Raw genomic sequence first — 12,093 nt, forward strand, 5'->3', positions numbered from 1 at the left:
CTCCGGTCTGTGGCGGCCGAGAATCAGACCGTCGCCGCCGCGATTGACGAGCGAGACTCGGACGGTGACGGCCTCCCCGACGAAGACGTCGCAACAGTCTACGACCTCTTGTACGAGGCCGCTCCCAGCGCGTCGTCGGCCGCCTGTTCGCCGGCGACGCCGCGCTCGTTGGCCTGGACGGCGAGCAGTTGCTTCGTGTAGTTCCACTCGTAGAGCGCGTTCTCGGCCGTCAGTCCCTCGTAGCACTGGAGCCGGATCAGCTCCGTGTCGAACCCCTCGGCGAGCACCTTCCCGAGTTCCGTCTTCCCGCTGCCGGGCGGCCCCTCCACGAGGAGCGGGCGGCCGAGCGTGAGCGCGAGCGTGACGGTTGTCACGGTCCGGTCGTCGGCGATGTAGTCCGTCTGCTCGAAGCGCTCGCGGAGGTCGGCCTCCGTCAGCGACCCGAACGCGTTGCGGTCGTCGCTCACGAACGCACCTCCGCGCCGCCGTCTGAATCGAGGTACGATCCGGGGTCGGCTTCGAAGGAGTCCGCGCAGCCGAGACAGCAGAAGTAGTACCGCTGGCCGTCGTAGTCGACGGTCGCCGCCGGGTCGCCGGTGTCGACGTTCATCCCACAGACGGGGTCGGTCGCCATCGCCGGCGCTTCGTCAGTGGGTTCCCCGTCGTGCTCGTCGCCGGGCGTGTCACCGGCGTCAGTCCCGTTCTCGTCGGGACGCACTGCTGCCGTGTCTTCGCTCGCATCCACACCGTCGGCCGGCTCAGACGTCGACGCGTCTGCCGTCGCAGCCACTCCCGACCCCGTCTTCGACTGGACGTCGACGACCTCAGCGAGCAGGCTCGCCGCAATCTCGGGCGGCGAGTGCGCCGCGACGTCGACGCCCGCAGGGTTCGTCACGGCCGCCCGAATCGTCTCCGGGTCGGTGTCCGCGAGGTCGGCAGCGCGTGCAGTGTCCGCCGTGGCGCGTTTGTCGCTCGCGACCAGGCCGACGTACGGCGCGTCGGCGAGTGCGCCAGCGGCGATTCCGCGCGCGTCGTACTGCCCCATCGACGCGACGACGACAAGCGGTGCGACGCCGACGCTGGCGGCGATCTCCGCCGGGTCGAGTGTCGCCAGGACGCCCGTGCTATCGGGCACGTCACGCGCGGCGTCCGCGTCGTCGACGACGAGCGTGACCTCGAGGTCCAGTTCTTCGGCGAGTCGGACCAGCGAGCGTGCGACCGGCGAATCCCCGACGACGACGAGTTCGGTAGCGGGCACCACCGGGTCGAGGAACACCTCGACGACGCCCTCGCTGTGACACCGCATCGGGAACGCGTCGAGCCCCGAGCGGTCGACGTCGTCGGGGTCCGGCGCGATGCCGATGAGGCGCGGCTCGCCGGACTCGACGACGCGCCGCGCCTCCCGTTCGACGACCGACTGCGCGCACGCCGCGCCGCCGACCCAGCCGTACAGGTCGCCCTCGGCAGTCACGACAGCACGGTCGCCGACGTTCGCCGACACCGGACCCTCCCGGCGCACGACCGTCGCCCGTGCGTACGGCTCGTTCCGGGCGGCGAGACGGCGTTCTACGGCCGAGACGTCGTCTGTCGCAGCCTCGTCGCCGGAATCGCTCGTCGCGTCGGTTGGTTCGCCGTCTGTCATCTGTGCCCCGGTGTCCGGTGGTCGCGTCCGCGGTTCGCCCTCGGTGACCCGGCCCGTGGCCGGCCGCGTTGAACGCCCGCAGCGGGGCCACCCGACCGGCATGGATGAACGGACATCGTGGGTGTCAATCGTCAGCCGAGCCGCTCGCTCCGTCGAACTCGAACTCGACGTTCTGGGCCGGCTTGTGCGCCAGGCCGGCGTCGTCCAGCGCCGCCCAGACCACGTCCGGCGTCATCGGCATCTCCACGTGGGAGACGCCGGCGTGATTCATCGCGTCCACGACGGCGTTGACGATCGCGGGCGGCGACCCGACCGTCGGCGACTCGCCGACGCCCTTCGCGCCGATCGGGTGGTGCGGCGACGGCGTGACCGTGTGCCCCGTATCGAAGTTCGGGATCTCGTTGGCGGTCGGCAGCAGGTAGTTCATGAAGTCGCCCCCGGTGACGTTGCCGTTGTCGTCGTAGGTGACTTCCTCGAGCATCGCGGTGGCGATGCCCTGCGCGAGGCCGCCGTGGATCTGCCCCTCGATGATCATCGGGTTGATGCGGTTGCCGCAGTCGTCGACCGCGACGAACTTCTCGAAGTCGACTTCACCGGTCTCGCGGTCGACCTCCACGACGACGATGTACGACCCGAACGGGTACGTCATCTCGGGCGGGTCGTAGTAGTTCGTCGCCTCCAGCCCGGGTTCCTCGCCGCCTGGGTGGTTCATGTACGCGCCGGCCGCGATCTCCGTGATGGTAATCGACCGGTCGGGCGCGCCGGCGACGTGGAACTCCCCGCTCTCGCGGTCCCACTCGATGTCCTCCTCGGCGGCTTCCAGTTCGTTCGCCGCGATGGACTTCGCCTTGTCGCGGACCTTCCGCGCGGCGACGGCGGTGGCGGCGCCGGCCACCGGCGTCGAGCGCGAGCCGTACGTCCCGAGCCCGTACGGCTCCGTGTCCGTGTCGCCGTGTTCGACGCTGATGTTGTCGACGTCCATCCCGAGTTCCTCGGCGACGATCTGGGCGAACGTCGTCTCGTGGCCCTGTCCCTGGGTCTGGACGCCGATCCGCAACACCGCGTTCCCGGTCGGGTTCACGCGGATGTCCGCGGAGTCGAACATCTCGATGCCCGCGATGTCGCACTGCTCGCCCGGGCCAGCGCCAACGATCTCCGTGAACGACGAGATGCCGATGCCGAGGAGTTTGTCGGCGTCGTTCTCGATGCGGCGCTGTTGCTCCTCGCGGTAGTGCTCGTAGTCGGCCATCTCCAGGGCCTTGTCGAGTGCCTTCTCGTAGTCCCCGGAGTCGTAGTTCCAGCCGGTCGCGGACTCGTAGGGGAACGCGTCCGACGGGATGAAGTTCCGGCGTCGAATCTCCGCGGGGTCGACGTCGAGTTCGTCCGCGAGCACGTTCACCAGTCGCTCGATGAGGTACACTGCCTCCGTCACGCGGAACGAACAGCGGTACGCGACGCCGCCGGGCGCGGTGTTCGTGAACGCCGCCGTCAGCGACCCGTACGCCGCTTCGATGTCGTACGACCCGGTGAAGATGTTGAAGAACCCCGCCGGGAACTTCGTCGGCTGGGCCGCCGCGTTGTACGCGCCGTGGTTCGCGAGCACGTCGACTTTCACGCCCTCGATGACGCCGTCCTCGGTGGCGGCGAGTTCGCCCGTCATGTCGTAGTCGCGGGCGAACCCCGTCGACTGGATGTTCTCCGAGCGCTCCTCGACCCACTTCACGGGCTGCTCCAGGACGAACGAGGCGGCCGCGGCCACGACGTACCCCGGATAGATCGGCACCTTGTTCCCGAATCCGCCGCCGACGTCGGGGCTGACGATGCGGACCTTGTGCTCGGGGATGCCCGACACCTGCGAGAACAGCGTCCGGTGGGCGTGGGGCGCCTGGGATGTCATGTGGACGGTCATCTTGTCCATCCCGGGGTCCCAGTCGGCGACTGCACCACACGTCTCGATGGGCGCGGGGTGGAGCCGCTGGTAGTTCATGTCCTCCTCGATTGTCACGTCGGCCGCGTCGAACACGGCCTCGGTCGCGTCCTTGTCGCCGGTCTCCCAATCGAAGATGTGGTTGTCCTCCTGGTCGTCCAGCTCGTCGCGAATGAGCGGCGCTTCCGCGTCGAGTGCGTCCTGTGCGTCCACGACCGGGTCCAGGACCTCGTAGTCGACCTCGACTTTCTCCGCGCCGTCCTTGGCGGTGTATCGGTCGGTCGCGATGACGGCCGCAACCTCCTGGGACTGGAACTTGACCTTCTCGTTGACGAGGACGTCCTGCGTGTCGTCCATCAGCGTCGGCATCGTCGCGAGGTCGTGTTCCAGCAGGTCCTCGGCGGTCAACACCGCGACGACGTCGTCCATCGCTTCGGCGCGGGACCCGTCGATGTCCTTCACGCGGGCGTGTGCGTGCGGACTCCGGACGATCTCGCAGTGCAGCATGTCCGGCTTCTTGATGTCGTCGACGTAGTTGCCGCGGCCGGTGATGAACCGCTTGTCCTCCTTGCGGCTCACCTCCTCGCCCATGCCACCGCGGCCGTGCCCGCAGTGTTTCTCCGGCTGGGGCCCGTCGTCTTCGGCGTGCTGGTACTCCGTGTCTGCCTCCGGCGCGTTCTCGTGGTCACTGCTCATGTATCCGTGTCCTCCGTGGGGTAGTCGCGCTCGAACAGGTCGGCGTCGGGCCCGCCACAGCACTCCGACTGCCCGCAGACCGCCTCTGCGTCGTCGGCCCCCGGGCCGTCTCCACCACCGGGCTCGGCGGTGACTGCACCGCCGTCGGTCGCGGTTCGGTCGGCGAGTTCGTCGGCGGCGTACTCGATGGAGCTGACGATGTTCTGGTAGCCGGTACACCGACAGAGGTTGCCGCTGATCGCGTCCCGAATCGTCTCCTCGTCCGGGTCCGGGTTCTCGTCGAGCAGCGCCTTCCCGGCCATCAGCATGCCCGGCGTACAGTAGCCACACTGGAGGCCGTGTTCCGCCTTGAATCCCTCCTGGAGCGGGTGGAGGTCCGTCGCCTCCGGCAGGTCCTCCATCCCCTCGACGGTGAGGATCTCCGCGCCGTCGGCCTGCGCGGCGAACATCAGGCACGACTTGATCGGCTCGCCGTCCTTCAGTATCGTGCACGCGCCGCAGTTGCCGGTGTCGCAGCCGATGTGCGTCCCCGTCATGTCGAGGTCCTCGCGAATCGCGTGAACGAGGAGGCGTCGCGGTTCGACCTCGAGCGTGTGTTCTGTCCCGTTGATCGTCAGCGTGATTTCGCGTTCGTCGGTCACTGTGAAACCCTCCGTTTTACCAGCCCCGCGCGCTCGGCGGCGTCGCCCAGCGCGCGCTGCGCGAGCACGTCGACCATTCGTTCCTTGTAGCCCGCGTCGCCGTGTTCGTCGGACTCCGGATTCGACTCCTCGGCAGCCAGTCCGCCGGCTTCCTCGAACAGCTCGGAGCTCGGTCGCTCGCCCTCGAGGTGGGCTTCGGCGTCCGTCGCGCGTGCGTTCGTGATGTCGACTGCAGTCATCCCGAGTCGCGCCGTCTCGATGACGTCGTCGTCGTCGAGCACGAGTCGCGCGGCGACGCCGGCCATCGCGTAGTCCCCGGTCTTCCGTTTGAGTTTGTGGTACGCGCTGCCCTCCCTGGGCGCGGGCGTCGGCACGCGGACCTCCGTAATCAGTTCGGTGTCGTCCAGCGTCGTGTCGTAGGGCAGCAGGAAGAACTCGTCGGCGGGAATGGTCCGTTCGCCGTCCGGTCCGCGCGCGATCACTTCGCCGTCGTGTGCGAGCAGGATGCTCCCCCAGTCGCCCTTCGGGTCGGCCTGTGCGACCGAGCCGACGACTGTGCCCCGGTTCCGGACCTGCGGGTCGGCGACCAGCGGTGCCACGTCGGCGAAACTGCCGTACGTCTCGTCAATGAGCGACGAGTCCTCGACGTCGGCGTGGCGAGCCAGCGCGCCGATTCGCAGGTAGCCGTCCTCCTCGTGGAGGTAGTCCAGCGAGTCGATGCCGTTGATGTCGACGACGACGTCCGGATTCGCGAGCCGGAACCGGAGCATCGGCACGAGGCTCTGGCCGCCCGAGAGGATCGTCGGCCCGTCGAGACTCTCCAGCAGACTGACCGCCTCGTCGACGGTCGTCGGTTCGTGGTGTTCGAATGGTGCGGATTTCATCAGAACATCCCCCGAATCCGGTCCGTGACGCCGGAGTCGGTCTCCTCGACGTCGGACATCTCGGACTCGATGGCGGTGAAGAAGTTGTTCACGATCTTGTTCGCGACGGGATTGATGACGCGGCCGCCGAGTTGCGCGATCCGGCCGGAGATGTCGGCTTCGGTCCACCACTCGATGCGGGAGCCGTCAGCGTCCTCTCGCTCGTGAATCCGCATCCCGGACTCCATGCTGAAACTGCTCCCGCTGGCGGACCCCGAGCCGGTGGCGGTCATCTCGAAGTTCTCGTCGTCGCGTTCCTCGATGGTGACCGTCGTCTCGAACTTCGGCTTCACGCTGCCGACGCCGATCTGCATCAGTGCGGCGTACTCCTGCCCGGCGACGAACGCCCGGTCGGCGACGACGTCTGCGTCGGCTTCCGGCAGTGTCTCGACGTCCTCGTCGGGTTCGTAGCTGTCCCACTCGAAGTCGTCGTCCATCGGCGTGATGAACTGACAGCCTTTCAGTGCGTCTCGGACCGCAATCGGGTCCGAGAGGACGACCCACGCTTGCTCCGGCGGCACGTCGTCCAGCTCGAACTCGCCGTCGAATTTCATCGACGGGCCACCTCTGTCGATCGGGTCGGTCGACGTACTACCGCGGTCATCTTTTATAATGCCCCACTATGTGCATACTATTACCTCGGGTCGTGCCATATGTTGGCAACCCCATAAGTATTGTCCCGAGTGGCGATATTTCGGCCCGCGAGACGGTGGGGAATACCGCTCAGCGAGAGCCGCTGCGTATCGAACACCGACGACGGGCCCTCGGCGTCGGAGGGACGAGCGGGCCGCTGGAAAACAGACTACCGAACGCTGCAACACACCGTTACCGAACGCAGCAACGCACCGTTTCCGGGCGTGCTGCCACACGTTCCGCTGAGCAGCGGACACCAGGCCCGTCAGAAAGTCGAGGGCGTCTGTACCGTAGACCGAGCGGCGCACGCTCGGCGTCGTCTGTCAGTCGGCCGGACAGCGTTCATTCGAGAACGTCACTCGTCGCCGTCGAGTTTTCGAACGAAGATGTCCCCGTCCTCGACGTGCCACTCCACGCGGTCCCCGGCGCCGACGTCGAGGAAGTTCCGGACCGGTTTCGGGATGGTCGTGAGGTTCTTCTCCGAGACCTTGGTGTTCGCGAGCGTCCCCATTGTGCAACGCGAGGAACGTAGTGCATACATAGTTTACGCTAAGGGACAGGGAGCCATCCGGAGTGCAACGAGCACCCCCGCAGGAAACAGTCGATTCGACACTAGACCGCCGAATCCCAGCGGTGTGCGCCCTCCTCGGACGCCCGGTCGAAGTCGAGTTCGAAGCGGTCGGACTCCAGTAACACCGGCCCGGGACGGTACACGGCCCCGGCGTCGTCGACGGAGACGAGCAGGCCGCGGTCCGCCATCGTGGAGAGAATGTCCTGGACGGTCCGTTCTCGGCCGTCGACGAGATTCGCCTCCTCGATAACGCTCGCGACGGTCACGCGTCCCTCGAGCAACGCGACCCGAATCGCCGACACCCAGGCTGGCTCCCGCTTCGTCTCCCGACACATCGTTACCTATCATTGCGGGTGATGCGGCCACATAAATATATCCGATAGTGGCGGACCCCTGGCCAGTTCGGCTGCCTAACGCGGTAAGCCGGACCGGAAGCAAGTGCGTCCCTATGCAGCGAAGCCCTCTCCCGGACCGCCCACTTCCACTTCTATATCGTGGTAATTGGTTTATTACGCCGCTCCGGGCCCACAGTTCCCGGAAACCAGTACGTTCAATTAGATGGCTGGTCGACGTTCGACTATGGCGAGTGAGCTCAACCACGAGTGCCCCGACTGTGGCGAAGAGCGGACGTTCTACCGGAGCGCCGCGACGAACCTCCACCTCGGCCTGAAGACGAAGTGGGTCTGCCCGGAGTGTGGCTACGGCTTCATCCGGATCGACGGCGACATCTCTACGGTTGCGACCGCCTGACGGTCGACTGCGCGAGTACCCCCCAATTAGCCGATTCTCCGACACCGTTCTCGACCCGCCTACCCCAGGGGTTGGGCGTCGAAACCTGGGCTGCGGAACTGGGCTCAGTGCCACGCTTCAGGCGGGCACTCGGCCCGGGACCGAATAGCGACACCTGGCACACGAATCTAGGTGCCGAACACTGGTACCCAGGAGAGACCTATCGTCCAAGACGGAGTCGTTGGACAACGCGCGCGTGCGCGCCCGGGACTACAAAATCCGAAGACCGGCAGGCACTGCGTCCGAGCAGCCCAACAGCTCAGCGTCGATCTCGTCCAGTACGAAACGCCGGAGAACACCGTCGGTCGCGAAGAGCCAGATTTGCTGCGCAGGAGTGATTCAACGCAGCTCGCTCGCGTGTCGCCCACAGCTTCGAACGAGTCGACGCAGCGAGCGACGTCGATAGCCCGACCCCCCGACGTGCCAGATCCAGGAGATTCTCGTCAACCAAATGTAATTTTTCGCGCGCTCAGAGGCCGCATAGCCAATCGATAAATGCTATACTGGGATATAGAATAGCTCCGCTCGTGCTCGAGGGTGTCGCCGAACCCGACTGCGGTAGAAAGCGCTCCAGCCGGCTGGAAGGCCGTCGAGACCGCTCAAATTGGCCGGTTTCGCCGCGGCGGTTCGGTACGGCCGAGGGCGATGGCGAATCAGTCTCCCAGCGAGATAGTTCGAACTCGTGGCAGCGCTTGCGATTGCGAACGCAGCGACCCGGACGCCGCAGCGAGTTCGACTAGAGAGTCGATCGGGACCACCGGAGTCGCTGGTCGTGCAGCGGCCATACGTGGCGCGGGCCAAACACATAACTTGGCTCGCGACAATCCACGGAGTGCATGGCAACACCCAGTGGTCGCTTTTGCCGACAGTGAGGACGCATCGCAGCCAGTCGATTCTGTGGAGCTAGCGGAGTTGCCGCCCAGCGCGAAGCTCGTGTACAAGGTTCTGGAGTACGAGTCGCCGCTTACGCAGGGGCAACTCCGCGAGCGGACGCGGCTCTCGAAGCGAACGACCCGCCACGGCATCTCGCTGCTGAAGGAGGCGGGCCTCCTCGAGGAGCGCGTCTACATTCCCGACGCGAGAAAACGCATCTACGAACCGCGGGTGGTCGACTGACGCGGCCGCCGCGAACGCGGACAGCTCAGGTTCGCAGTCAGTCGAGGTCGTGCCAGGACAACTGCGGGTTGCGGGCGGCGGCGGTCTGGTCGATGCGCCGAGCAGTCGTACGGTTCGGCGCGTTCTCGAGCGTGTCGTCGTCCTCGCCGGCGACGGCGTTGAATGCGTCCGCGAGGTCGTCGAGATTGCGTTTCGTCTCGACCTCAGTGGGTTCGGTCATCAGGGCTTCGTCGACGAGTTCCGGCCACTTCGTCGTCGGCGGGTGGACGCCGTAGTCCAGCATGCGCTTGGCGACGTCGGCGGCGTCCTGGTCGCCCGCGCTCGCGACGAACTCGTGGTGGAACGGTCCGAGCGGGACTTCGTAGTCGACCTGTTCGGCGAGGTAGTTGGCGTTCAGGACTGCTTTCGCGGACGCGTCCGAGAGGCCGGCGTCGCCGAGGCGGTCGATGTACGCGAACGCCTTGACGAGCACGAGCCAGTTGCCCTCGAAGCCGTGGACCTTCCCGATTGACTGCGCTGGCGTGTATCGTTCGTAGGCTCCCTCGTCGGTTTTCCGGACGTGTGGGTCCGGCAGGAACTCCGCGAGATCCTCGACCACGCCGACCGGTCCGGCGCCCGGGCCGCCGCCGCCGTGAGGCGTGGCGAACGTCTTGTGGACGTTGAAGTGCATGATGTCGAAGCCCATGTCGCCGGGTCGGGCCCGGCCGAGCAGCGCGTTGAGGTTCGCGCCGTCGTAGTACAGCAGGCCACCCGCGTCGTGGACCATGTCCGCGATCTGTTCGATGTCGCGCTCGAACAGCCCCAGCGTATTCGGGTTCGTGAGCATCAGCGCGGCGGTGTTCTCCCCGAGCGCCGCGTCGAGTGCGTCGAGGTTCACGCGGCCGTCGTCACCCGACGGAATTTCGACGACGTCGTAGCCGCCGAGCGCGGCGGACGCGAAGTTCGTGCCGTGGGCGGCGTCCGGAATGACGACTTCGTCGCGGTGACCCTCGTCGTTCGATTCGTGGTAGGCTTCCGCCAGGCGAATGCCCGTGAACTCGCCAGCAGCGCCGGCCGGCGGCTGGAGCGTGACTGCATCCATGCCGCCGATGCGGCCGAGGTAGTCCTGGAGGTCGTACTGCAGTTTCAGCGTTCCCTGGACCGAGTGGCCGGACCGGTCCGGGTGGACGGCCGCGTCGTCGAGTGCGGCGACGTCCTCCGTGAATCGCGGATTGTACTTCATCGTGCACGAGCCCAGCGGGTACGGGCCGGACTCGACGCCGTAGTTCTGCTGGCTGAGCCGGACGTAGTGGCGCGCCAGTTCCGGTTCCGGGAGCCTCGGCAGCGCCAGTTCGTCCCGCGTCAGGTCGTCGGGCAGCGACGAGTCGACGTCCGTGACGGTGTCGTCTTTCTCCGAGAGCAGCGGGACGTGCGTTCCCGCCTCGGGCTGTCGGTAGGCGGCCTGGTCGTAGTGTTCCATCAGTTGGTCACCTCCCTGACTGCGGCGACGAAGCGGTCGGCGGCGTGTTCGTTGGCGTCGGTCACGCAGACCTGGAGGCGGTGGTCGTCGACGGCGTGCACGGCGAACCCTTCGGCTTCAAGGTCGCTGGCGATGGCGGGCGCTGGCTGGTCAGTGTGTGCGAGGAACTCCCGGAAGTGGTGACGGTCGTGGACGGGCGCACGCACGCCCGTGAGATCGTTGAGGTCCGCCGCGACCTCACGCGGGAGTTCGACCATTCGCTCGGCGAGGTCGAGCAGTCCCTCGGACCCGAGTGCGGCCGCGTGGATGGCCGCGCGGAGCGCGACCCACGCCTGGTTCGAACAGATGTTCGACGTGGCCCGCTCCTTGCGGATGTGCTGTTCGCGGGTCTGGAGCGTGAGCGTGAACGCGCGGTTGCCGTCGGCGTCGGCGGCTTCACCGCCTCCGTCTCGTGCCCCCTCCGGCGGCACGCTCTCCTCGCTGACGCCGACGAGCCGACCCGGCACCTGCCGCAGGAAGTCATCGCGGCACGCGAAGACACCGAGGGCCATGCCGTAGCTCGCCGGCATCCCGAGGACGCTGGCGTCGCCGACGACGACGTCCGCGCCGACGTCGACGGGGCGCTGGAGGAGCGAGAGCGCGACCGGGTCCGAGCCCAGGCAGAACAGCGCGTCGCGGCTGTCCGCGAGGTCGCCGACAGCATCGAGGTTCTCCTCGATGGCGCCGACCGTCGAGGGGTTCTCGGCGTACACCATCACGACATCGTCGTCCATCGCGTCGGCGAGTGCGTCCACGTCGACGTTCCCGGCGTCCGTGCCGTAGCGTTCGACCGCGATGTCGGCGCCGCCGGCGTAGTTCTCCAGGACGCTCACGTGGCCGTCGCGGACGTACTCGGGGACGAGCACGCGGTCTCCGGAGGAGGCGCGGACGCGCTTGGCGAGCAGCGCAGCTTCCGCGAGCGCCGTCGCTTCGTCGTACATCGAGCAGTTCGCAACGCCGAGACCGGTCAACTCGACGAGCATCGACTGGTACTCGAACAGCGCCTGCAGGAACCCCTGCGTGACCTCGGGCTGGTACTGGGTGTACGAGGTGATGAACTCCGAGCGCCCCGAGAGGTGGTCGACCAGGGAGGGCACGTAGTGCGCGTAGTGGCCGCGGCCGAGGAACTCCGTCAGGTCGTCGTTGCGCTGGAGGCGTTTGGTCGTCTCGGCGACGGCTTCCTGTTCGGTCTTCGCGTCGATGCCGAACTCGTCGTCGAAGCGCACCGACTCTGGGATGTCGAACAGCTCCTCGACGTCGTCGACGCCGACTTCCTCGAGCATCGCCGCCGTCTCGGCGGCTGTGTGGGGCGCGTACGGGCTACCGCGACTCATCGTGTGCCCTCCCCCGGCTGGCCGCCGGCTCCGGTTACGTTCATACGCGGAACTTACGAATCGGGCACTAAGATACTCCCGGTTTCGGGAATCGCAGCCCCGCAACGACACGCGAGAACGTAGCCCATAGGGGGACGACTGCCGCGAGCCCGTCCGGACTTGGCCGGCGAGAGCCGGGCGGACTACGACCGGCGCAAAGGGTTTGTAGGCCGCCGAAAATACGAGCCGATGTGACCGACCAGCCAGCGCGAGCGGCCGTGGTCGCGGCGCTCAGCGACTGGCGGCGACACGCCGTGGCCGTCACGGCCGTCATAGCGGCGTTC

Annotated in this window: 11 protein-coding genes and 1 pseudogene; 2 read left to right on the plus strand and 10 right to left on the minus strand. The window is 67.1% G+C overall.

Annotation, left to right across the window (positions count from 1 at the left end; genetic code table 11):
* Window positions 1-134 precede the first annotated feature (134 nt).
* From GRX66_RS11355 to GRX66_RS11390, 8 genes and pseudogenes are all read right to left on the minus strand, one after another.
* Window positions 135-467: pseudogene (locus tag GRX66_RS11355) on the minus strand (AAA family ATPase); the annotation flags it as partial.
* Complete coding sequence (locus GRX66_RS11360; RefSeq protein WP_159526663.1) at window positions 464-1,642, minus strand: XdhC family protein; 1,179 nt, start codon at window positions 1,640-1,642, stop codon at window positions 464-466. The gene GRX66_RS11360 and the pseudogene GRX66_RS11355, both read right to left, overlap by 4 nt.
* Before the next feature lie 124 nt (window positions 1,643-1,766).
* Window positions 1,767-4,265 (minus strand): aerobic carbon-monoxide dehydrogenase large subunit, encoded by a 2,499-nt coding sequence (locus tag GRX66_RS11365; protein WP_159526664.1) that lies wholly within the window; start codon window positions 4,263-4,265, stop codon window positions 1,767-1,769.
* Window positions 4,262-4,906, minus strand: coding sequence for a (2Fe-2S)-binding protein (locus tag GRX66_RS11370; protein WP_325064073.1), 645 nt, complete (start codon window positions 4,904-4,906; stop codon window positions 4,262-4,264). The genes GRX66_RS11365 and GRX66_RS11370 overlap by 4 nt, the downstream gene beginning before the upstream one ends.
* A complete protein-coding gene (locus GRX66_RS11375) occupies window positions 4,903-5,790 on the minus strand; it encodes an FAD binding domain-containing protein (RefSeq protein ID WP_159526665.1) in 888 nt (295 codons plus the stop codon). The genes GRX66_RS11370 and GRX66_RS11375 overlap by 4 nt, the downstream gene beginning before the upstream one ends.
* Window positions 5,790-6,383 carry a CoxG family protein gene (locus GRX66_RS11380; protein WP_159526666.1) on the minus strand — a complete coding sequence of 198 codons (594 nt, stop codon included), beginning with the start codon at window positions 6,381-6,383 and terminating at the stop codon, window positions 5,790-5,792. The genes GRX66_RS11375 and GRX66_RS11380 overlap by 1 nt, the downstream gene beginning before the upstream one ends.
* A 434-nt stretch (window positions 6,384-6,817) precedes the next feature.
* Window positions 6,818-6,973, minus strand: a complete 156-nt coding sequence (locus GRX66_RS11385; RefSeq protein WP_201292998.1) for an AbrB/MazE/SpoVT family DNA-binding domain-containing protein — start codon at window positions 6,971-6,973, stop codon at window positions 6,818-6,820.
* Window positions 6,974-7,074: 101 nt separating this feature from the next.
* Complete coding sequence (locus GRX66_RS11390) at window positions 7,075-7,368, minus strand: hypothetical protein (RefSeq protein WP_159526668.1); 294 nt, start codon at window positions 7,366-7,368, stop codon at window positions 7,075-7,077.
* A gap of 244 nt (window positions 7,369-7,612) precedes the next feature.
* Here GRX66_RS11390 and GRX66_RS19530 point away from each other — a divergent pair, with 244 nt between their 5' ends.
* Window positions 7,613-7,783 carry a DUF7838 family putative zinc beta-ribbon protein gene (locus tag GRX66_RS19530; protein WP_201292999.1) on the plus strand — a complete coding sequence of 57 codons (171 nt, stop codon included), beginning with the start codon at window positions 7,613-7,615 and terminating at the stop codon, window positions 7,781-7,783.
* A gap of 888 nt (window positions 7,784-8,671) precedes the next feature.
* The gene (locus GRX66_RS11395) at window positions 8,672-8,938 is read left to right on the plus strand and encodes an ArsR family transcriptional regulator (RefSeq protein WP_325064074.1); all 267 of its coding nucleotides are present in this window, start codon (window positions 8,672-8,674) and stop codon (window positions 8,936-8,938) included.
* A gap of 37 nt (window positions 8,939-8,975) precedes the next feature.
* On the opposite strand, the gene gcvPB is transcribed toward GRX66_RS11395, so the two are convergent.
* Window positions 8,976-10,397 (minus strand): aminomethyl-transferring glycine dehydrogenase subunit GcvPB, encoded by a 1,422-nt coding sequence (gene gcvPB / locus GRX66_RS11400; RefSeq protein ID WP_159526669.1) that lies wholly within the window; start codon window positions 10,395-10,397, stop codon window positions 8,976-8,978.
* On the minus strand, window positions 10,397-11,770 hold the full coding sequence (locus GRX66_RS11405; protein ID WP_159526670.1) for a PLP-dependent transferase: 1,374 nt from the start codon (window positions 11,768-11,770) through the stop codon (window positions 10,397-10,399). Before GRX66_RS11405 ends, gcvPB begins: the two co-directional genes overlap by 1 nt.
* Between the last annotated feature and the right edge of the window lie 323 nt (window positions 11,771-12,093).

It is taken from the genome of Halobacterium bonnevillei, from assembly GCF_009831555.1.
Taxonomy (GTDB): Archaea; Halobacteriota; Halobacteria; order Halobacteriales; family Halobacteriaceae; genus Halobacterium; species Halobacterium bonnevillei.

Coding starts and splice junctions, on each gene's coding strand:
- GRX66_RS11360 (WP_159526663.1), bottom strand. CDS start 1,642: ATGACAGACGGCGAACCAACCGACGCGACGAGCGATTCCGGCGACGAG.
- GRX66_RS11365 (WP_159526664.1), bottom strand. CDS start 4,265: ATGAGCAGTGACCACGAGAACGCGCCGGAGGCAGACACGGAGTACCAG.
- GRX66_RS11375 (WP_159526665.1), bottom strand. CDS start 5,790: ATGAAATCCGCACCATTCGAACACCACGAACCGACGACCGTCGACGAG.
- GRX66_RS11380 (WP_159526666.1), bottom strand. CDS start 6,383: ATGAAATTCGACGGCGAGTTCGAGCTGGACGACGTGCCGCCGGAGCAA.
- GRX66_RS11385 (WP_201292998.1), bottom strand. CDS start 6,973: ATGGGGACGCTCGCGAACACCAAGGTCTCGGAGAAGAACCTCACGACC.
- GRX66_RS11390 (WP_159526668.1), bottom strand. CDS start 7,368: ATGTGTCGGGAGACGAAGCGGGAGCCAGCCTGGGTGTCGGCGATTCGG.
- GRX66_RS19530 (WP_201292999.1), top strand. CDS start 7,613: ATGGCGAGTGAGCTCAACCACGAGTGCCCCGACTGTGGCGAAGAGCGG.
- gcvPB (WP_159526669.1), bottom strand. CDS start 10,397: ATGGAACACTACGACCAGGCCGCCTACCGACAGCCCGAGGCGGGAACG.
- GRX66_RS11405 (WP_159526670.1), bottom strand. CDS start 11,770: ATGAGTCGCGGTAGCCCGTACGCGCCCCACACAGCCGCCGAGACGGCG.